This is a genomic window from Streptomyces sp. NPDC057428 (assembly GCF_042803195.1).
In the GTDB taxonomy this organism is placed as follows: Bacteria; Actinomycetota; Actinomycetes; order Streptomycetales; family Streptomycetaceae; genus Streptomyces.
In genome coordinates, this window is the sequence record NZ_JBHVCT010000083.1 from 1 (window position 1) to 20917 (window position 20917).

Here is a 20917-nt window from a genome sequence, read left to right on the forward strand (position 1 = left end):
GGGACCCTGTGGGAGAGTAGGACGCCGCCGAACAATTATTCCGGGAAAGCCCCGTGCCCTTGTGGCACGGGGCTTTTCTGCGTTCCCGGCCCGTTGGACAGAGCCGGTATGGCACCAGGAGCGATGTTTTTCGTGCCCCGCCACGATGGCGGCCGGCTCCGGTTGTGCCGACGGGCACCACTCACCCCGCACCCTCTGACCGAGTGCAGGTTCCGGCGATGCTTCAGTAAGCCCGTGTCCGTGCGCATCAATCCAGTGTTCGTGCGCACCGCGGGGCGACTGCTTTTCTACAGCCGACCGGCTGCTTTGAGAGCAAGGTAGGCGTCGGCGAGGGCCGGGGCGAGCTCGTCCGGAGGGGCATCGACAACCGTGACGCCGTGCCGCCTGAGCTGGTCTGCGGTGTGGCGGCGCTGGGCTTGGGTCTGTGTGCCGGCCGCGGCTTCGTAGATCGCGTCCACCGTGCCCCGTGAGCCTGCCATCGCCTGGACCTGGGGGTCCGCGACCGCGGCGACAAGGACCGTGTGGCCCCGGGTGAGCTGTGGGAGGACCGGAAGCAGGCCTTCTTCGATCGGCGCCGCGTCCAGGCTCGTGAGCAGAACGATCAAGGAACGGCGGGGGGCGCTCGCCAGCGCCGCCGCGCTGAGACCACGGGCGTCGGTCTCCACCAGTTCGGGTTCCAGCGGCGCCAGAGCGGCGACGATGGCCGACAGGATGTCCCCTCCGGCTGCCCCACCCCGTACCTGGGCTCGGACGCGCCTGTCGTAGGCGAGAAGATTCACGCGGTCGCCTGCGCGCGTGGCGAGGGCGGTGAGGAGCAGCGTCGCGTCCATGGCGGCGTCGAGGCGGGGCACGTCTCCGACTCGGCCCGCTGAGGTACGGCCTGTGTCCAGGACGACGAGGATGTGCTGGTCCCGCTCCGGGCGCCAAGTACGGACTGCGACGCCGGCCTGCCGTGCCGTGGCCCGCCAGTCGATGGAACGGGTGTCGTCGCCTGGGACGTAGGCACGCAGGCTGTCGAACTCGGTCCCTTCCCCGCGAGTGAGCACGCTGGTGCGGCCGTCGAGCTCACGGAGCCTTGCGAGCCGCGACGGCAGGTGCTTCCTGCTGGTGAAGGGGGGCAGTACCCGGACCGTCCACGGCACGCGGTGATACCCCTGACGGGCCGCGAGTCCGAGGGGCCCGAACGAGCGGATCGTCACCCGCTCCGCCTGGCGGTCCCCCCGCCGCGACGGACGGAGAACAGTGGTGAGGCGCCGCCGTTCGCCGGCAGGTACGACGAACTCGTGCCGGGAAGAGCGCTGTTCGGGTTCCGTGCTCCAACTGCTGGGGGGCCAGGCGTCGCGCAGATGGGCTCGCAGTCGGCGCCGCGATGAATTGGTCACGGTGAGTTGCACAGTGGCGATCTCACCGAGTCGAACGGATGTATCACCGGATCGAGTGAAACGCAGCGTACTTACTGGCGCGGCCAGGGCGTAGTCGCACAGAATTGCCAGTGAGAGCGGGACATCGACCGCGAGCATGCCGGTCCAACTCGGGGCCGTGATGGCTACGGGGAGTGACCCCAGTGCCGCCACCAAGGCGGCTCGTCCGGTGAGGGCCATGGTTACCGCCTCAACGGGGGACGGGGACGTGGGCGAGGACGGCTGTGATGACGGAGTCGGGGGTGACTCCTTCCATCTCGGCTTCCGGTCGCAGTTGGATGCGGTGGCGAAGTGTGGGCAGTGCGAGGGCTTTCACGTCGTCAGGTGTGACGTAGTCCCGGCCCGTGAGCCAGGCCCAGGCTCGTGCGGTGGAGAGCAGTGCGGTGGCCCCGCGGGGGGATGCGCCGAGGTTGAGCGAGGGGGATTCACGCGTGGCACGGCAGATATCGACGATGTAGGCGGCGATCTCGGGAGAGACGGAGATCTTGGAGACGGCGGCGCGCGCGGCCTCCAGGTCGGCGGGACCGGCGACGGGCCGTACGCCTGCTGCTTTGAGGTCGCGCGGGTCGAACCCGTCCGCGTGGCGGGTGAGCACGCCGATCTCGTCCTCGCGTGAGGGCAGGGGCACGGTGAGCTTCAGGAGGAACCGGTCCAACTGCGCCTCGGGCAAGGGGTAAGTGCCCTCGTATTCGACGGGGTTCTGAGTGGCGGCGACCAGGAAGGGGTCGGGCAGCGCTCTGGGGGAACCGTCGATGGTGACCTGGCGTTCCTCCATGGCCTCCAGCAGCGATGACTGTGTCTTGGGAGGGGTGCGGTTGATCTCGTCGGCGAGCAGCAGATTGGTGAACACGGGGCCGGGCTGGAACGAGAACTCGGCCGTGCGGGCGTCGTAGACCAGAGAGCCCGTCACGTCACTCGGCATCAGGTCGGGGGTGAACTGCACGCGTTTGGTGTCCAGCTCCAGGGAGGCTGCCAGAGCTCGTACCAGAAGCGTCTTCGCTACGCCGGGGACACCTTCGAGAAGTACGTGGCCCCGGCAGAGGAGAGCGACGACGAGGCCGGTGACGGCCGGATCCTGGCCGACCACGGCCTTGGAGATCTCTGAACGCAGGGCTTCCAGCGATGCGCGGGCACTGTCGGAGTTCACGGGGACCGCAGGGGTTCCTGTGGGTGCCGCAGGCTCGGCGGTCTCCGGGGTCGTGGCGCTCATGAAGTGCGTACCTCTCTTTCGAGGGCGTCGAGTTGGTCGGTCAGCAGGACAAGCGCCGCGTCGTCGGCGGGTGCCGGGCCGAAGAGGAGGGAGCCGAGGTCTCCGCCCGAAGCGCTGAGGCGTGCGGCGACGGCAGGCAGGAGGATTTCGGGCGACTCGGCGTCGCGGGTGGACACCCCGAGGAGGGGAGAGATACGGGTACGGGTCGCGGAGCGCAGAGTGGCGGCGGCGCGGTCGCGGGCGTCGGCCTTGCGGTAGAGGCGGGCCCGTCCTTCGGTGGATTCGGAGGCGCGAACGGCGACCGGTAGCCGCTCGGTGACGAGCGGGCCGAGACGCCGGGCTCGCCAGATGGCGGCCAGGGTGGCGGCGACGGCCAGTTGCAGCGTGCCCCACAGCCAGCCGGAGGGGATCAGGCTGATGAAGCTGCTCTCCCCGCCGGCTGCGTCGTCGCTGTCATCGGGTTCTCCGCTGCCGCTCTCGGCAGCGGAGGGATCGTCGAACGAGGGGAGGTACCAGACGAGATGAGGTCGGGAGCCGAGGAGTTGCAGGGCCAGGGAGGCGTTGCCCCGTTGGCCGAGGCGGTCGTTCCGGAATATATCGGGGGAGCCGAGGAGCACGCTGTCGCCGGTTCGCCGCTCCGGCACGACGACGAGGGTGTCGTGTCCGGCGTCGGGATAGCAGGCGGTGGCCCCGACCGCGACGGCCGAGTAGCGCACGCCGCCCATGTCGGCGGTTCCAGCGGCACGCGCGGCGGGGAGGGCGCAGCCAGGGGTGCGTGCGGCGACCGGTCCGGAAGACTCCGCACGTACGGAGGGGGCGAGCCGGGTCACCGAGGATCGGCCGGGGGCTATGAGGACGGTGCGTCCCCCGGACCCGGCGGTTGCGGTGCGGAGGCGCCTTTGCTGGTGAGGGGTGAGCACATTGGGACCGGTCACCAGGAGCGTGGTGTCGGGCCCCGCCGCACCGGCAGCCTCGGCGAGCGTGGTCGCCACGTCGACGGATATGTCTCTGTCCTGCAGGAGTTCGGCGACGGCCCGGCTGCCGTGGGGGTCGGGGGATCGTGGGTCGAGGCGGCCGTGCTGCCCGTCGGACTGGAGCGCGGCGAAGGCCACCCCGGCGACGACGAGGACGAGTACGGCGAGCAGAACACCTCGCGCGCGCTGCCATATCTGTCCGGGCGTGCTGGCCGCAGAGGTGGGAGGGACGGCGGTCGTGCTGGTCACAGGGCGCCCCCTCCAGCTGTACCGGCCGTCAGTAGAGGTTTGGCTGTCTCGATGTCCCGGTCGAGGGTGCACAGGGTCAGGTACGCCGCCTCGTCGGCGGTCCGGCCGCCGTACGTGACGTCGTCGAACACCCGGGCTGCGGTTCGGAGCCTGGCCGCGTGCGCGGGCAGCAACCGTCCTGCGTCTGCGGCGGCCTCGTCGGCTGTGCGGCCGGGGCGCGCATCGAGTACGGCCCGGTCCTCCAGGGAGCGTACGAGGGCGCGCATCCGCTCCTGGACAGCTTCGGTCCAGCGCTTGGCGTCGGCGTGTGCGGCTGCGGCGGTCCTGTGGTCGGCCGCGCTGCGCGTGGTGTCGCCGAACAGTGTCTCGGGTGTGCGGATGGTGCGTTGCGGTGTTCCGAGCCGCCACCACAGGGCGGCGGCCAGGGCGACGACGGCCAGAGAGATCACGACGAGTCCGACCGGGCCGCCGGGGCCGGCTCCGGCGGCGCCGTCGAAGAGGCCGCCGATCCAGTCCCAGAAGCGGTCGATTCCGCGTTCGAGAAGGTTCGGATCGTGTTGGTGGTACATCGGGTCGGACAGTTCGTCCCGTGCCGCTTCGCGGGCGGGGACACGGGACGTGTCCACGGGTATGTCCCCGCCTCTCACGGCGAAGCGGCCTGCTGTGATGGTGCCCCCCGGCCCCCTCACCGCATCAGTTCCCGGTGGTGTCGTAGCCGGGCACGCCGGCGGCCCGGGCGAGGTCGAGGTCGAGCGCCTCGCGGCGGATGCGCTGGTCGACGTAGAGCAGGGCCATCACTCCCGCGGTGAAGGGGTAGGTGAGCGTGGAGATGATGACTTCGCCGATGCCGGTGATGACGAGGAAGGGCCATCCGAAATCGGACGGGCCGCTGTTGAGGAGCTCGCTGAGCCCGTCACTGTCCACCGTCACGGCGATGATGCCGAACGGGACGGCGATGATCAGGCTGACGATGATGACCAGCAGGTACGTCAGCGCCAGGATGCCGAAGGTCCGCCACCAGCTGTCCTTGACCAGCTTCGCGGATCGGCGCAGGGCGGTGAGTACGGGCTGCCTTTCGAGCATCAGCGCCGGCGCTGCGAGCGTGAAGCGGATCATCAGCCAGAGCACCACGCCGCATGCGACGAGGAGGCCGACGAACGCGAGGGCGAGCCCTGCGGCGCCGTCGCCCAGGAGCAGGCCCGGGAGCAGGCCCACAGCCATGATCGCCGCGCTCATGAGGCTCAGCAGCAGCGTCAGCCCGAGAAGGGGCAGGAGTCGGGGACGGGCCTCGGCCCAGGCCTCGGCGAGCGTCACTCCGCGGCCGAGCACGGAGCGGCTGATCACCACGGTGAGGACGGAGGTCGTGACGAGCGTGGCGATCATGGCGATCAACGCGCCCGGGGCGCTGGTGAGGAGTTGCGACGCCGCCGAGTCGGTGGCCTGGCGCAGCGCTTCCGTCCCCACGGCGTTGGGGTCGACCTCGGTGGGCTCGGGCAGGAGGTAGCGCTGCACGAGGACGACCACGATCTCCGCGATCACGGAGACGGTGAGGCTGATGCCGAGCACGGTGCGCCAGTGGGCGCGCATCGTGGAGACGGCACCGTCGAGGATTTCGCCGACGCCGAGCGGCCGCAGCGGGATGACCCCCGGCTTCGCCGCCATGGGCGGGCCGCCCCATCCCCGCCCTGGAGGCATGCCGCCCCAGCCTGGAGCGGGCGGGGGCGTGCCGGGGCCGTTGCCCGGGGCGGCAGGTGGGCTCCACTGCCCCGGTGGCGGCTGCGCGGGGGACCACTGTCCGGCGGGGCCGTCTTCGTCGACGGGCGAGGACGGCTTGGGAATGCCCGCTTCCTGGTCGTCGGAGGGGGCGGATCCGGGCGAAGCCCAGCCCGGAGAGTCGTTCATCGTCGCTCCTTCACGGTTCCGTCCGCTCATCGGGGCGGCGGGTTGGCAGCCATCGTGCCACGCGCCGCCCCGGGGCGGGCCAGGCCCTCCGTCTCCTTCTCGCCTTCGTGCGCGGGCGGTTCAGCGGGCAGACTGGGCAGATGGCTGATCAGGACGCGCAAACGCCGGTGGGCATCGAGCCGCCGCCCCTTTCGGTACTCCGCTGGGAGGAGCCTCCCGAAGGGCCCGCGGTGGTGCTCCTCGACCAGACTCGGCTGCCCTCGGAGGAGGTCGAGTTGGTGTGCGCCGACGTTCCGGTGCTCGTGGAGGCGATACGGACGCTGGCGGTGCGTGGTGCGCCGCTGCTGGGTATCGCGGGGGGATACGGCGTCGCGCTCGCCGCCGCGCGGGGCGAGGACGTGGAGGCGGCGGCGGGACTGCTTGAGCGGGCGCGGCCCACCGCGGTGAATCTGGGGTACGGGGCGCGTCGGGTGGCAGCGGTGCACCGGTCGGTGGCCGAGGCCGGGGCCGGCATGCCGGCCGCTGCCGCGGCGGCCCTGGCCGAGGCGCGGGCAGTGCACCAAGAGGATGCCGCTGCCAGTGGGCGCATGGCGCAGTACGGTCTGGAGCTGCTGGCGGAACTCCTGCCGGGAGGTGGGCAGCACCGGTTGCTGACCCACTGCAATACCGGGGCGCTCGTGTCCGGCGGCGCTGGGACTGCCTTCGCCGTGGCGTTGAGGGCGCACCGGGAGGGCCGGCTGCGCCGGCTCTGGGTGGACGAGACGAGGCCGCTGTTCCAGGGGGCTCGACTGACGGCGTATGAGGCGGGCAGGAACGGGATGCCGTACAACTTGCTCACCGACAGTGCGGCGGGTTCGCTGTTCGCGGCGGGGGAGGTGGATGCCGTCATCATCGGGGCGGACCGCATCGCGGCGGACGGGTCGGTGGCCAACAAGGTGGGGAGTTATCCATTGGCGGTACTGGCGAGGTACCACCACGTGCCGTTCGTCGTCGTGGCGCCGACCACCACGGTGGATCTGGCGACCGCGGACGGCGCATCGATCATCGTCGAGCAGCGGTCAGCCGCGGAGGTGACAGAGATCACATATGCGCCAGGTGTCCCCACCTCGGGCGGAAGGTCCGTGAGTGCCCTCGCTCCTGTGGGGGCCAAGGCGTACAACCCCGCATTCGATGTCACGCCGCCCGAACTGGTCACGGCGATCGTCACGGAGGAGGGCGTTATTTCCCCGGTAACGGGAGTCGGACTGGCAGAGCTGTGTGCCAGGTCATCGCAGGTAACGATTAGCTAATGGGATGATGTCGTTTATGAAGGGACGCGTCCTTGTCGTCGACGACGACACCGCACTGGCCGAGATGCTCGGCATTGTGCTGCGGGGAGAAGGTTTCGAGCCGTCGTTCGTAGCGGACGGCGACAAGGCACTGGCCGCATTTCGTGAGGCCAAGCCTGACCTGGTGCTGCTTGACCTCATGCTGCCCGGACGGGACGGCATCGAGGTCTGCCGGCTGATCAGGGCCGAGTCGGGTGTGCCGATCGTCATGCTCACGGCAAAGAGTGACACGGTGGACGTGGTGGTGGGCCTGGAATCCGGGGCCGACGACTACATCGTCAAGCCGTTCAAACCGAAGGAGTTGGTCGCCCGGATCAGGGCACGTCTGCGGCGGTCCGAAGAGCCCGCGCCCGAGCAGTTGGCGATCGGGGACCTGGTCATCGACGTGGCGGGCCACTCGGTGAAGAGGGAGGGGCAGTCCATCGCCCTGACCCCGCTGGAGTTCGACCTGCTGGTCGCTCTCGCCCGTAAGCCCTGGCAGGTCTTCACCCGTGAGGTGCTGCTCGAGCAGGTATGGGGCTACCGTCATGCCGCCGACACCCGTCTGGTGAACGTCCACGTACAGCGGCTCCGTTCGAAGGTCGAGAAAGACCCGGAGCGTCCGGAGATCGTCGTGACCGTCCGCGGTGTCGGTTACAAGGCCGGACCGAGCTGACATGACCCTGGGCAGCGCTGCTCCGCCACCCGGGGGCACCGGGGCCCGCACGGAGCGGGCTGCCGGTCCGCCAGGGACGTCCTCCCGCTTCGGTGAGGTCCTGCGAGGTGTCCGGTTGCTCCGCGACCGGACACCCGGCGGTCCTGTGCCCCGGCCCCTCCTGAGGTGGATCAGCGGGCCGCTGCTTCCGGCCGTCCGGCTGTGGCGGCGCAACCTGCAGTTGCGGGTGGTCGCCGGCACCCTGCTGATGTCGATCGGTGTGGTGCTGCTCCTGGGGTTCGTCGTGATCGGGCAGGTCCGTAACGGTCTGCTCGACGCGAAGGGGAAGGCCGCGCAGACCCAGGCGGCAGGCGGTTTCGCCGCCGCTCAGGCGAACGCGAACGCCCCTCTGGTCCCGGGCGACCAGAGCGAGGAGGGCGCCGACGGCACGACGGCCAACACCTCGTGGCGCACCGAGCTGGTCGATCAGCTCGCCAGCGGCGGGACCAACGCCTTCAACGTCGTGGCGCTCAGCCCCGACTCGGCCGGACAGGGCACCAGCCGGGCCCCGCGCGGTTCCGGGAGCGTGGAGGCGTCCAGCGTCCCGGAGAGGCTGCGCGACGACGTGGGCAAGGGGGCGGGTGCCTTCCAGACGTACTCGCTGATCCGGTACTCCCACGGCAAGAGTCCGGAGCCAGGGCTCGTCGTGGGCAAGCGGCTGTACGACATCGATCACAACCCGTACGAGCTGTACTACCTCTTCCCGCTCACGCAGGAGGAGAAGTCGCTGACGCTCGTGACGACGACGCTGGCCACGGCTGGTCTCTTCATGGTCGTGCTGCTGGGGGCCATCGCGTGGTTCGTGGTGCGCCAGGTCGTCACGCCCGTCCGGATGGCGGCCGGCATCGCCGAGCGGCTTTCCGCGGGCCGGCTCCAGGAACGTATGAAGGTCACCGGCGAGGACGACATCGCACGCCTCGGTGAAGCCTTCAACAAGATGGCGCAGAGCCTGCAGCTGAAGATCCAGCAGCTGGAGGAGCTCTCCCGTATGCAGCGGCGTTTCGTCTCCGACGTCAGCCATGAGCTGCGCACCCCGCTGACGACGGTGCGCATGGCCGCCGATGTGATCCATGAAGCACGTGTCGACTTCGACCCCGTCACGGCCCGGTCCGCCGAACTGCTGGGGGACCAGCTCGACCGTTTCGAGTCGCTCCTCTCCGACCTGCTGGAGATCAGCAGGTTCGACGCGGGAGCGGCGGCACTGGAGGCGGAACCGATAGACCTGCGTACGGTCGTCCGGCGCGTGATCGGCGGCGCCGCGCCGCTGGCGGAGCGCAAGGGCAGCCGGATCCGCGTGGTCGGGGACGAGCAGCCCGTGATCGCCGAAGCTGACGCCCGGCGTGTCGAGCGTGTCCTGCGCAACCTCGTCGTCAACGCCGTCGAGCACGGTGAGGGCCGCGACGTCGTCGTGCGCATGGGCGTCGCCCAGGGTGCGGTGGCGGTGGCCGTCCGCGACTACGGCGTGGGGCTCAAGCCCGGCGAGGCGACCCGGGTCTTCAACCGGTTCTGGCGGGCGGACCCGGCGAGGGCCCGCACGACCGGCGGCACGGGTCTGGGGCTGTCGATCGCCGTCGAGGACGCCCGGCTGCACGGTGGCTGGCTGCAGGCCTGGGGCGAGCCGGGCGGCGGTTCACAGTTCCGGCTGACCCTGCCGCGTACGGCGGACGAACCGCTGCGCGGGTCACCGATACCGCTGGAGCCGGAGGATTCCCGGCGTAGCAGGGAAGAGCGTGAGCGCGCGGAGACGGCACCTGCCCCATCCGACCACCGGCTCATGTCGGTACCGAGCCAGTCCGGTTCCGCGCGTTCTCCGATCACCGTGCCCGCGCACGGCCCCGCGGGCTCGCGTACCCCGGCATCGGTCCATCCGGCGGCACTGCCGGGCAACGGAGCGCGAGTGGTGTCGCGTCCGGCCGGTGAGCGGCCCGGTGGTGGAGCCACCGATCCAGAGACGCAGGACCCTGAGCGGGAGGACACGACTCGTGGAGAGTGAGCGTCGTCGGGGCGGCCGGGGCCGGGCGGTCCGGCTGTCCGCACTGATCGGCTGCGGTGTGGTGGTGCTCGCGGGGTGCGGGGCGATGCCGGACACCGGCGACGTGAAACCGGTCGACGCATCGCAGCCGGGGGAATCCCAGGTGCAGGTGTACGCCGTCCCGCCGAGGGAGGGCGCCGCGCCCCTGGAGGTCGTCGACGGGTTCCTCGAGTCGATGACGAGCGACGATCCCGATTTCCGGACGACCCGCACGTACCTGACGGCGGAGGCGGCCCGCACCTGGCAGCCGACTGAGGGCACCACGGTGCTCTCGAAGGCGCCGAACCGCAACGGGCCCACGGTCCACGACAAGGAGCGCAAGGCGACCGAGACCACCTACACGCTGACTGGCGAGCAGGTGGCGGCGGTCGACGCGCAGAGCTCCTACCGGCCGCTGGCTCCTACGGAGTACTCCCAGATGCTGCACCTGGTCAGGGAGAAGGGGGCGGACGGCAAGCACGAATGGCGCATCGACATCGTGCCGGACGGCCTGGTGCTCGGGCAGTCCGACTTCAAGCGTCTCTACCGTTCCGTGAACAAGTACTACTTCGCCGCGGGCCGGCCGGCCGAGGATCCCGTGCTCGTCGCCGATCCCGTCTACGTACGCAACCGTACGGATCCCGTGACCCGCATGGACACGACGACGCAGACGGTACGGGCGCTGCTGGCGGGGCCTTCGAACTGGCTGCGGCCGGTGGTCGATTCGCGTTTCCCCGCCGGGACGTCGTTGAAGAAGGGGGTCACGTCGCTGGCCCCGGACGACCAGAACGTCCTGACGGTGCCGCTCAACAAGAAGGCGGAGAAGGCGGGCCAGGGTGCCTGCCGGATGATGGCCGCCCAGGTGCTCTTCACCCTGCGCGACCTGACGTCCGCCCGGGTGGGGCAGGTGGAGTTGCAGGGCGGGCAGGGGCCGCTGTGCTCGCTGGGAGCGGACGAGGCGAGGGAGTTCGCCGCGGACGACGCCCCCGACACCCCCGACAGCCAGTACTTCGTCGACGACGAGGGACACGTGCAGCGCATTCCCGGCAGCAGCAAGGGAGGCGGTGATCCGGAGCCTGTCACCGGCCCGTTCGGCAGTGGTCCGGTGGCCATGGGTTCCGTCGGTGTCTCCAGGGACGAACAGCAGGCCGCGGCGGTTTCCGCGGACGGGCAGCGCCTCTATGTGTCCTCCCTCGTCTCGGAGAGCGAACCGTCAGCACCCGTGGTCACCAGCGATGCCGTCAAGCCCGGGGACCGGCTGTCGGCACCGAGCTGGGACGGCGGCGGTGACCTGTGGGTCGCCGACCGGAATCCGGCCGGTCCCCGGCTGCTGCGCCTGGTGGGCGGTGCCGGAAAACCGGAGGAGGTCGCGATCCCGGGCCTGGACGGCGGGCGGATCGAGGCGCTGCGGATGTCTTCCGACGGGGTGCGCATAGCCCTGCGGGTGTCGAGGAACGGGCATACGACGCTGAGTATCGGCAGGGTCGAGCGGCAGGGCTCGGGGAAGTCCGAGACGGTGTCCGTGGAGGACCTGCGCCAGGCCGCGCCGCAGCTGGCGGAGGTGACGGCGGTGTCCTGGTCGGGCCGCAGCCGGCTCGTGGTGGTCGGCAAGGAGGAGGGCGGTGTGCAGCAGGTGCGTTATGTGCAGGCCGACGGGGCCACCCCGTCCTCCGGAGTCCTGCCGGGTGTGAACCAGGTGACCGCAGTCGCAGCGGCGGACGACGAGCGGTTGCCGCTGATGGCGGACACCGAGAGTGACGGGATAGTGAAGCTGTCGCCGGGCGACAACTGGCAGACGGTTCTCAAGAACGGTTCCTCGCTCGTCTACCCGGGCTGATCCCGGCTCCGGGGCAGGGCGCGGGGGCAGCCCGGGGTGGCCGGATGACCGCCGGGCCGGATCGCCGGCGGGGAATCGCAGGCGCGTCACGCGGCTGTCCGCGGCGTGACGGTGAGCGCCTGCGGGCCTCGCCGCCCCGTTGTCCACAGGGGGTTGTCCACAGGGGTGGCAGCCCGCCCGCCGCCTCGGCACAGTGGAGGTGTGCGGGGATGGTGGCGGGAGATCGTGGGGATGGTTCTGCCCGTGCCCTGTGCGGGGTGCGGCAGACCGCGTACGGAACTGTGCGACGAGTGCGCGGGGGCGCTGGCGGCCGAGCCGCGCCGGGTGCGGCCCGCGCCCGAGCCGTCCGGACTCCCCGTGGTCCACGCTGCCGCGCCGTATGAGAACGCCGTACGCGCCATGCTGCTGGCCCACAAGGAGCGAGGGGCACTCACCCTGGCCGGGGCACTCGGCAGGGCGCTGGCGGCCGCAGTGAGAGCCGGGCCGGGGCCGGCGGGCAGTGCGCGGCCCCTGCTTCTGGTGCCCGTCCCGTCCGCCCGGCGCGCAACGGCGGCGCGGGGGCACGATCCGGTGCGCAGGATCGCGGTCGCGGCCGGCGCCGAACTGCGGCGCGGGGGCACGCGGGCCCGGGTGCTCGCGGTGCTGGGACAGCGGCGGACGGTGGCCGACCAGGCAGGTCTGGGGGCGCGCGAGCGGCAGGCGAATCTGGCGGGCGCCCTGGTGGTCGCGGCCGGCGGTGCCAGGCTTCTCGCGCAGGGCCGGGTGGTGCTCGTGGACGACCTGTTGACGACCGGCGCCTCGCTGGCGGATGCGGCACGCGCCGTCCGGGCGGCGGGGCACGCCGGTGGCGTCCGCGTGGAGGGGCTCATGGCCGCGGTTGTCGCGGCTTCTCCGACTGCTTTCGAATTAAACCGGAACTGACAGTTAACTTGCATCGTTGCAGGTGGTGAGTGGCTAAAGCGTCCTGATCGGAGGTACGCGTGAGTAGCGGGTGCCGACACGGTGGTGGGCAGGCTATGTTCGGTTGTGAGGAACGGTGAATCTCGCGCCTCGACGAATGCACCACCAGGTTTCGGGCAGGTAACTCACCAGCAGGCCAGAAGCATGGAAGTCGGTGGGGTGGATACCTCATCGGTGGGGGAGGAGGAGGTGAAAGTCACCGAGTCCGCGGCTCCGGTGATCACTGGAGCCTGGTGCAAAAGGGAGATGCTCCGCCGCCTAAGCGGAGCGATCCGGGAACGGAGTTCTGCGTGGACATCGTCGTCAAGGGCCGCAAGACCGAGGTGCCCGAGCGGTTCCGCAAGCACGTGGCCGAGAAGCTGAAGCTGGACAAGATCCAGAAGTTCGACGGCAAGGTGATCAGCCTCGACGTGGAGGTGTCCAAGGAGCCGAATCCCCGTCAGGCCGACCGTGCGGCACGGGTGGAGATCACGCTCCGCTCGCGTGGGCCGGTCATCCGGGCGGAAGCGGCGGCAGGCGACCCGTACGCAGCGCTGGACCTGGCCACGGACAAGCTGGACACGCAGCTGCGCAAGGAGCACGACAAGCGCTACAGCAGGCGTGGCAGCGGGCGGCTGTCGGCTGCCGAGGTCGCGGAGGTCGTGCCGGAAGCCGCCTCCTTCAACGGTGACGGTGAGCTGATTCCCGAGGAGTCGGCTCCGTCCGTGCCCACCAAGAGGATCGGCTCGCTCGAGGTACAGGGCGAAGGGCCGCTCGTCGTACGCGAGAAGATGCACGTCGCAGCGCCCATGACGCTCGACCAGGCTCTCTACGAGATGGAGTTGGTCGGACACGACTTCTACCTCTTCGTCGACTCCGAGACCAAGGAGCCCAGTGTCGTCTACCGGCGGCACGCCTACGACTACGGCGTCATCCATCTGAGGACCGACCCGCTGGCCTCCGACGGGGCGGGCGGCGCGGGCGGTGCGCTCGGCGGCTGACACCACCCTTCACCAGCCCATGCACGGTGCCCCTGGCAAGCGTTCGCGCGCGGCCGGGGGACCGCGGGGACTCCGCGGGGCACCGTTTCGGCAGTCAGGCATGAAAGCATGGCGCCCCAGGCCAATCAGTGCTCTGTGCACTGCCGTTGGCGGACAGCCTGTGACCTCAGGCAGTGGCCTTCAGGGGGAGGAACGATGGCGGACACCTTCGGGCCCGTGCGCGGGACGACCGATGCCGGCAGCGGTGGTGGCGTGGACTCCGGTGCGGACGACGGCAGTTCCCGCAAGGAGCCGATCAGGGTGCTGGTGGTGGACGACCACGCGCTCTTCCGCAGGGGTCTGGAGATCGTCCTCGCCCAGGAGGAGGACATCCAGGTCGTCGGGGAGGCGGGGGACGGGGCCGAGGCTGTGGACAAGGCGGCGGACCTGCTGCCCGACATCGTGCTGATGGATGTACGCATGCCCAGGCGCGGGGGTATCGAAGCGTGCACATCCATCAAGGAGGTGGCCCCCAGCGCCAAGATCATCATGCTGACGATCAGCGACGAGGAGGCCGACCTCTACGAAGCGATCAAGGCCGGTGCCACCGGCTACCTCCTCAAGGAGATCTCCACCGACGAGGTGGCCACGGCGATTCGCGCGGTGGCGGACGGCCAGTCCCAGATCAGTCCGTCGATGGCATCCAAACTGCTCACCGAGTTCAAATCGATGATCCAGCGCACCGACGAGCGCCGTCTCGTGCCCGCACCGCGTCTCACCGAGCGGGAGCTGGAGGTTCTCAAACTCGTCGCCACGGGCATGAACAACCGCGATATCGCCAAGGAATTGTTCATCTCGGAGAACACGGTCAAGAACCACGTCCGCAATATTCTGGAGAAGCTGCAGTTGCACTCCCGGATGGAAGCGGTGGTCTACGCCATGCGGGAGAAGATCCTCGAGATCCGGTGACGCCCTGCGGGGCGGCCCTCAGGCGAGAGCCCGGGTGATCGCCGCCGTGAGGGGGTCGCGCAGCTCCGGTGCGTCCACCCGCTCGAGCCGGACGTCGGTGCAGCCGACCCAGGACGCAGCCTCGGCGAGGGCCTCGGCCATGGGTGTCACGGACTTCGCGCCGTCCAGCGACACCTGGCGCGCGACCAGTGTGGTCCCCTCCCTCGCCGGGTCGACCCGGCCCTGCAGTCTCCCGCCCGCCAGCAGCGGCATCGCGAAGTAGCCGTGGATCCGCTTGGGCCGGGGGACGTACGCCTCCAGGCGGTGGGTGAAGCCGAAGATCCGCTCGGTGCGCGCCCGCTCCCAGATCAGGGAGTCGAACGGTGACAGGAGTGTCGTGCGGTGACGTCCCCGCGGCTCCGAGGCCAGGGCTTCCGGGTGTGCCCACGCCGGCTTCGTCCAGCCCCGCACCGACACCGGAACCAGCCCGGAGTCCGCCACGACCGCGTCGAACTGTTCGCCCTTGAGCCGGTGGTAGTCGGCGATGTCCGCCCGGGTGCCGACGCCCAGCGACTGTCCGGCCAAGGCCACGAGCCTGCGCAGGCACTCCGTGTCGTCCATGTCGTCGTGGAGCAGGGCGTCGGGGATCGCCCGCTCGGCCAGGTCGTAGATCCGCTTCCACCCGCGCCGTTCGGTGCACACCACCTCGCCGTACATCAGGGCCCGCTCGACGGCGACCTTGGACGCCGACCAGTCCCACCACTCGCCGCCGTTCTTCGCGCCGCCGAGCTCGGTGGCCGTCAGCGGGCCCTCGGCGCGCAGCTGCTTGATCACCGTCTCGTACGTCCCGTCGGGCAGGTCGTGGTTCCACTGCGGACGGGCCCGGTAGGCGCGGCGGCGGAAGGCGAAATGCGGCCACTCCTCGACCGGGAGGATGCACGCGGCGTGTGACCAGTACTCGAACGAGTGGCCGCCCGACCAGTAGGCCTCGTCGACGGTGCGACGCCCGACGGCGCCCAGGCGCGCGTACGGCACGAGCTCGTGAGACCTGGCCAGGACCGAGATCGTGTCGAGCTGGACGGCCCCGACGCCCCGCAGCACCCCCCGGACGCCGCCACGGCGGTCCGGCGCGCCCAGGAGGCCCTGGGCGCGAAGGGCGATCCGGCGGGCCTGGTCGGCGGAGAGTTCCAGAACGGGCTTCGGCGCAGACGTCATGCGCACGACCCTAGAGCGCGCCACTGACACCCGTGGCCGGCCGGTGGGGGAAGGTGCTGGGCAGCCCGAGGTCTGCCGGGAGCAGGGCGCCCGTCCAGGTGTCGAGCCGCACGCCTTTGTTGAACAGTGCCGATCGCTGGTCGCCCTCCATACGGAAACCGGCACGCAGGGCGACGGCCCGGGACGATGTGTTACCGATCTCCGTACGCCATTCCATCCGGTCCGCGGAGAGCTCGGTGAATGCCCAGCGCGCGGCTCCGAGTACGGCTTCGGTGGTGTATCCGGCGCCGCGGTGCTCGGCTGCCGTCCAGAAGCCCACCTCGTAGGTGCCCGGCAGGGGGCGGCGGTCGATGCCGAGCGCGCCGACGAGCGTGCCGCCGTCCCGCAGCAGAACCGCGAAGCCGTACGTCGTATCGTTCTGCCATCCGGCGGGCGCCAGATCCTGGGTGAAGAGCTCGGCGTCGGCGCGGGTGTACGGCGAGGGGACGACTGTCCAGCGCTGGATCGCCGGGTCCTGGCAGGCGACGTAGACCTCTTCCGCGTCCCCGGGCTCGAAGGGCCGCAGGAGCAGACGATCCGTGGTGAAAGCCGTGGGTTCCATGAAGGAATAGTGGTGATCCGGCCTACGGAATGCGAGTACTTTTCGGGTTGCCCGGCACCTTCCGTCCCCTCCGTCCGTTGTCCTGGAAGGGTGCGGCGGGGTCAACGCGGCGGCAGCCCTCCCGGCGCGGCGGGGTCCTCGCTTACGATGGCCGTTGCGGTGGGGCCCACCTGCCGTGCCCGCGCCGAGTCCATTACACGACCCAGTGCCAGGCCCGACCGGCAAGGAGACCAGCCTCAGTGTCCGTCTTCAACAAGCTCATGCGTGCAGGCGAAGGCAAGATCCTGCGCAAACTGCACCGCATCGCGGACCAGGTCAGCTCCATCGAAGAGGACTTCGTCAACCTCTCCGACGCCGAGCTGCGGGCGCTCACCGACGAGTACAAGGAACGGTACGCGGACGGCGAGAGCCTGGACGACCTGCTTCCCGAAGCATTCGCGACCGTCCGTGAGGCCGCGAAGCGTGTCCTCGGACAGCGCCACTACGACGTCCAGATGATGGGCGGCGCCGCCCTGCACCTCGGCTACGTGGCCGAGATGAAGACCGGCGAGGGCAAGACCCTCGTCGGCACCCTGCCTGCGTATCTCAACGCGCTCTCCGGCAAGGGCGTACACCTGATCACGGTCAACGACTACCTGGCCGAGCGTGACTCCGAGATGATGGGCCGGGTGCACAAGTTCCTCGGTCTCGAGGTCGGCTGCATCGTCGCGAACATGACACCGGCGCAGCGCCGTGAGCAGTACGCCTGCGACATCACGTACGGCACGAACAACGAGTTCGGTTTCGACTACCTCCGCGACAACATGGCGTGGTCCCAGGACGAGCTCGTCCAGCGCGGCCACAACTTCGCCATCGTCGACGAGGTCGACTCGATCCTCGTCGACGAGGCCCGTACGCCGCTGATCATCTCCGGCCCCGCGGACCAGGCGACCAAGTGGTACGGCGACTTCGCCAAGCTGGTCACGCGCCTCACCCGGGGTGAGGCGGGCAACCCGCTGAAGGGCATCGAGGAGACCGGCGACTACGAGGTCGACGAGAAGAAGCGGACCGTGGCCATCCACGAGCCCGGTGTCGCGAAGGTCGAGGACTGGCTCGGGATCGACAACCTCTACGAGTCGGTGAACACCCCGCTCGTGGGTTACCTCAACAACGCGATCAAGGCCAAGGAACTCTTCAAGAAGGACAAGGACTACGTCGTCATCGACGGCGAGGTCATGATCGTCGACGAGCACACCGGCCGTATCCTCGCAGGCCGCCGTTACAACGAGGGCATGCACCAGGCCATCGAGGCGAAGGAAGGGGTCGACATCAAGGACGAGAACCAGACCCTCGCCACGATCACCCTGCAGAACTTCTTCCGCCTGTACGGCAAGCTCTCCGGCATGACCGGTACGGCGATGACCGAGGCCGCTGAGTTCCACCAGATCTACAAGCTCGGTGTCGTGCCCATCCCGACGAACCGGCCGATGGTCCGCGCCGACCAGTCCGACCTGATCTACCGCACCGAGGTCGCGAAGTTCGCCGCGGTGGTCGACGACATCGCGGAGAAGCACGAGAAGGGCCAGCCGATCCTGGTCGGCACGACCTCCGTCGAGAAGTCCGAGTACCTCTCGCAGCAGCTCTCCAAGCGCGGGGTGCAGCACGAGGTCCTCAACGCCAAGCAGCACGACCGTGAGGCGACGATCGTCGCCCAGGCCGGCCGCAAGGGCGCGGTCACGGTCGCCACGAACATGGCGGGCCGAGGCACCGACATCAAGCTCGGCGGAAACCCGGACGACCTGGCTGAGGCGGAGCTGCGCCAGCGTGGTCTGGACCCCGTGGAGCACGTCGAGGAGTGGGCGGCCGCCCTGCCCGCCGCGCTGGAGAAGGCCGAGCTGGCCGTCAAGGCGGAGTTCGAAGAGGTGAAGGAGCTCGGCGGGCTGTACGTCCTGGGCACGGAGCGGCACGAGTCGCGCCGTATCGACAACCAGCTGCGCGGTCGTTCCGGCCGTCAGGGAGACCCCGGCGAGTCCCGGTTCTACCTGTCACTGGGTGATGACCTGATGCGTCTGTTCAAGGCGCAGATGGTCGAGCGCGTCATGTCGATGGCGAACGTCCCCGACGACGTCCCTATCGAGAACAAGATGGTGACCCGCGCGATCGCCTCCGCACAGTCGCAGGTCGAGCAGCAGAACTTCGAGACGCGTAAGAACGTCCTGAAGTACGACGAGGTGCTCAACCGGCAGCGCGAGGTCATCTACGGCGAGCGCCGGCGGGTCCTGCAGGGCGAGGACCTGCAGGACCAGATCCGCCACTTCATGGACGACACGATCGACGACTACATCCGCCAGGAGACGTCGGAGGGCTTCGCCGAGGAGTGGGACCTGGACCGTCTGTGGGGCGCCTTCAAGCAGCTCTACCCGGTGAAGGTGACCGTGGCCGAGCTCGAGGACGCCGCGGGCGACCTGGCGGGGGTCACGGCCGACTTCATCGCCGAGTCGGTGAAGGACGACATCCACGAGCAGTACCAGGAGCGCGAGAAGACGCTCGGCTCGGACGTCATGCGTGAGCTCGAGCGCCGTGTGGTGCTGTCCGTGCTGGACCGCAAGTGGCGTGAGCACCTCTACGAGATGGACTACCTCCAGGAGGGCATCGGCCTGCGGGCCATGGCGCAGAAGGACCCTCTGGTCGAGTACCAGCGCGAGGGCTTCGACATGTTCAACGCCATGATGGAAGGCATCAAGGAGGAGTCCGTCGGCTACCTGTTCAACCTGGAGGTCCAGGTGGAGCAGCAGGTCGAGGAGGTTCCGGTGCAGGCCACGGGCGAGCGGACCTCGCTCGACAAGCAGGACGCTCCGGTGCCGGCCCCGGCCGGGCGGCCCGAGATCCGCGCCAAGGGCCTGGACGCGCCTCAGCGCCCCGACCGGCTCCACTTCTCCGCGCCCACGGTGGACGGCGAGGGCGGCGTCGTCGAGGGCGACTTCTCCAACGGCGACAGCGCGTCGTCCGAGGGTGACGGCATGACGCGTGCGGAGCGCCGTAAGGCGCAGAAGAGCGGTGGCGGCGGCGGGCGCCGGCGCAGGAAGTAGCGCGACGCACCACCCCGGAACGGCCTGTGCCGGACACCACGCGTGTCCGCGCCCAGGCCGTTTTGCCTGTCCCGACCCCGTTCGGCGACCTCGAGGTGTGTGCCCCGGGCAAGGGGCACGAGGGGTGAGGAGCCGCCTGCAGGGCCCCTGGGCGCACGGCGAGCCGGGCGGTGTACGAGGGGGCCCTTCGGGCGCTCAGAGGCGCGTCCGAAGGGCCCAGGGCTCCTGCGGACGGCGGGCTCTCCGGCCGGAAACGGGTCCGCCCCGATCGATGCCCTTCCCGGCCTGTGCCCTTGCCGGCCTGTGCCGCGCGCTCAGCGGACCGCCGGGAGGCGTTCGCCGCCCAGGTCGATGGCGGCGCAGCGCCACCGCTGGTCGGGGCCCTGTTCGAGGCGGAAGGCCATGGCGCGGACCTGTTCGCCCGTCGCGATGCTGGCGAAGGCCTCGACCACGCCGGTTGCGGGCTGGGTGCCGTAGCAGGCGCGAACGACGGGGCGCCTGCACCCCGCGCCGAGAGGGGCGTCCGGGGCCAGTTCTGCCAGTTGGTCGTAGGCCTCGCCGATCGTGTGGCCGAGCATCCAGTGCACCGGGCGCTGGCCGCTGAGGACCGCGAGCAGGCGTTCCGCGAACCACTGGTGCGGGCGCAGCGGCCGCCGGGGCCGTTGCGGAGTCCGTTGCGGCGGTACGGTGCCCGGCCTGGTTCGGTCGCGTCGTCCGGCCGGCCTTGTCCTGTCCGTGCTCATGCTGATAGCCCCCGTGGCTGCTGTCCGGAGCCCGGATGAGTACCGGGCGGTAACTTGTGCTGGGGCTCTTCTACGGGGCCGGTCCGCGGCCCCGCAAGCGGCGGTTGGGGCCGATCGAGCAGCCGGCGGGATCACCTATCAGGGTGACGGGCCGTGCGCCGCAAGGGATCGACGAGGGTGACGGCTGTCGCGGGGTGGACGCCGGGGGACCGATCGGCAACCCCGAAGGGGGACCTCGCACGTATCCTGAGTGCGTCATCGACTACGAAAGCGGCCAGCCATGCGTGTGTACGTCCCCCTGAGCCTCTCCGGTCTTGCCTCGGTGCACAGGGCGGGCGAGGTCGGTCCGGGGCCGCTGACCGCGTACGCGGTGACGCCCGGGCTGCGCGAGTGGTACGTCTCCGACGACATCGAGGAACTGGAGTACGCGGCACTCAACCGTGCCGCCGCCGCCTCGCTGCGGCTGGTCGCCGGGAAGCCCGACGAGCTCCGGCGCCGCGTCGTCGTCGCCCTGGACGTGCCGGACGGGGCGGCGGTCGCCGACCCGGACCACATCCTGGACGCGTCCTCGCTCGGTGAGGTGCGTCTCGCGGACGCGGTGCCGCTGTCGAAGGCCGCTGCCGTCCATGTGGACGCCGACGACGCCGAGAAGGACGTCGCCGCGGCGGCGGCCGCTCTGGGTGCCGCGGATCTCGGGGACGACGACGCCCAGTTCACCGTCGACGGCGCCGAGGACCACGAACTGCTGTGGTTCGGGATCCAGGAGATCCCCGGGCTGATCGCCTGACCGGCCTGCC

Annotated in this window: 17 protein-coding genes; 9 read left to right on the forward strand and 8 right to left on the reverse strand. The window is 70.2% G+C overall.

Annotated features, from left to right (window positions below; all coding sequences use genetic code 11):
• Positions 1–287: 287 nt before the first annotated feature.
• From ACFU5K_RS25340 to ACFU5K_RS25360, 5 genes are read right to left on the reverse strand one after another with little or no spacing between them, the layout of a single operon-like run.
• On the reverse strand, positions 288–1601 hold the full coding sequence (locus tag ACFU5K_RS25340; protein ID WP_384065595.1) for a DUF58 domain-containing protein: 1314 nt from the start codon (positions 1599–1601) through the stop codon (positions 288–290).
• A 10-nt stretch (positions 1602–1611) separates the two neighbouring features.
• On the reverse strand, positions 1612–2631 hold the full coding sequence (locus ACFU5K_RS25345; RefSeq protein WP_384065597.1) for an AAA family ATPase: 1020 nt from the start codon (positions 2629–2631) through the stop codon (positions 1612–1614).
• On the reverse strand, positions 2628–3854 hold the full coding sequence (locus ACFU5K_RS25350; RefSeq protein WP_384065599.1) for a DUF4350 domain-containing protein: 1227 nt from the start codon (positions 3852–3854) through the stop codon (positions 2628–2630). The genes ACFU5K_RS25345 and ACFU5K_RS25350 overlap by 4 nt, the downstream gene beginning before the upstream one ends.
• Complete coding sequence (locus ACFU5K_RS25355) at positions 3851–4543, reverse strand: DUF4129 domain-containing protein (protein ID WP_384065601.1); 693 nt, start codon at positions 4541–4543, stop codon at positions 3851–3853. Before ACFU5K_RS25355 ends, ACFU5K_RS25350 begins: the two co-directional genes overlap by 4 nt.
• A 4-nt stretch (positions 4544–4547) precedes the next feature.
• Positions 4548–5756, reverse strand: a complete 1209-nt coding sequence (locus ACFU5K_RS25360; RefSeq protein WP_384065603.1) for a glycerophosphoryl diester phosphodiesterase membrane domain-containing protein — start codon at positions 5754–5756, stop codon at positions 4548–4550.
• Positions 5757–5896: 140 nt separating this feature from the next.
• On the opposite strand from ACFU5K_RS25360, the gene mtnA reads away from it, so the two are divergent.
• The 7 genes from mtnA to ACFU5K_RS25395 all read left to right on the forward strand — a co-directional run bounded on the left by mtnA (position 5897) and on the right by ACFU5K_RS25395 (position 14514).
• Entirely contained in the window at positions 5897–7045 is a 1149-nt protein-coding gene (gene mtnA, locus ACFU5K_RS25365; protein ID WP_384065605.1) for an S-methyl-5-thioribose-1-phosphate isomerase, read from the forward strand.
• Positions 7046–7049: 4 nt separating this feature from the next.
• On the forward strand, positions 7050–7739 hold the full coding sequence (mtrA, locus tag ACFU5K_RS25370; RefSeq protein ID WP_187281934.1) for a two-component system response regulator MtrA: 690 nt from the start codon (positions 7050–7052) through the stop codon (positions 7737–7739).
• 1 nt (position 7740) lies between these two features.
• Positions 7741–9771, forward strand: a complete 2031-nt coding sequence (gene mtrB, locus ACFU5K_RS25375) for an MtrAB system histidine kinase MtrB (protein ID WP_384065607.1) — start codon at positions 7741–7743, stop codon at positions 9769–9771.
• Entirely contained in the window at positions 9761–11626 is a 1866-nt protein-coding gene (locus tag ACFU5K_RS25380; protein ID WP_384065609.1) for an LpqB family beta-propeller domain-containing protein, read from the forward strand. The genes mtrB and ACFU5K_RS25380 overlap by 11 nt, the downstream gene beginning before the upstream one ends.
• A gap of 201 nt (positions 11627–11827) precedes the next feature.
• Positions 11828–12547 (forward strand): ComF family protein, encoded by a 720-nt coding sequence (locus ACFU5K_RS25385; RefSeq protein ID WP_384065611.1) that lies wholly within the window; start codon positions 11828–11830, stop codon positions 12545–12547.
• 329 nt (positions 12548–12876) lie between these two features.
• The gene (hpf, locus tag ACFU5K_RS25390) at positions 12877–13566 is read left to right on the forward strand and encodes a ribosome hibernation-promoting factor, HPF/YfiA family (RefSeq protein WP_384065613.1); all 690 of its coding nucleotides are present in this window, start codon (positions 12877–12879) and stop codon (positions 13564–13566) included.
• Between the two features lie 195 nt (positions 13567–13761).
• Positions 13762–14514 carry a response regulator gene (locus tag ACFU5K_RS25395; protein ID WP_384065615.1) on the forward strand — a complete coding sequence of 251 codons (753 nt, stop codon included), beginning with the start codon at positions 13762–13764 and terminating at the stop codon, positions 14512–14514.
• A gap of 18 nt (positions 14515–14532) precedes the next feature.
• Here the strand turns inward: ACFU5K_RS25395 and ACFU5K_RS25400 are convergent, their stop codons facing one another.
• Together ACFU5K_RS25400 and ACFU5K_RS25405 are read right to left on the reverse strand one after the other, a co-directional pair.
• Positions 14533–15708: a winged helix-turn-helix domain-containing protein gene (locus ACFU5K_RS25400; protein WP_384065617.1), complete on the reverse strand. Its 1176-nt coding sequence runs from the start codon at positions 15706–15708 to the stop codon at positions 14533–14535.
• A 10-nt stretch (positions 15709–15718) separates the two neighbouring features.
• A complete protein-coding gene (locus ACFU5K_RS25405) occupies positions 15719–16309 on the reverse strand; it encodes a GNAT family N-acetyltransferase (RefSeq protein WP_384065619.1) in 591 nt (196 codons plus the stop codon).
• Positions 16310–16548: 239 nt separating this feature from the next.
• Here ACFU5K_RS25405 and secA point away from each other — a divergent pair, with 239 nt between their 5' ends.
• The gene (secA, locus tag ACFU5K_RS25410) at positions 16549–19377 is read left to right on the forward strand and encodes a preprotein translocase subunit SecA (protein WP_384065621.1); all 2829 of its coding nucleotides are present in this window, start codon (positions 16549–16551) and stop codon (positions 19375–19377) included.
• A 314-nt stretch (positions 19378–19691) separates the two neighbouring features.
• Here the strand turns inward: secA and ACFU5K_RS25415 are convergent, their stop codons facing one another.
• Positions 19692–20120: an Rv3235 family protein gene (locus ACFU5K_RS25415; RefSeq protein WP_384065623.1), complete on the reverse strand. Its 429-nt coding sequence runs from the start codon at positions 20118–20120 to the stop codon at positions 19692–19694.
• Positions 20121–20400: 280 nt separating this feature from the next.
• Between ACFU5K_RS25415 and ACFU5K_RS25420 the strand changes: the two genes are divergently transcribed.
• The gene (locus ACFU5K_RS25420) at positions 20401–20907 is read left to right on the forward strand and encodes a DUF6912 family protein (protein WP_384065625.1); all 507 of its coding nucleotides are present in this window, start codon (positions 20401–20403) and stop codon (positions 20905–20907) included.
• The last annotated feature ends 10 nt before the right edge of the window (positions 20908–20917 follow it).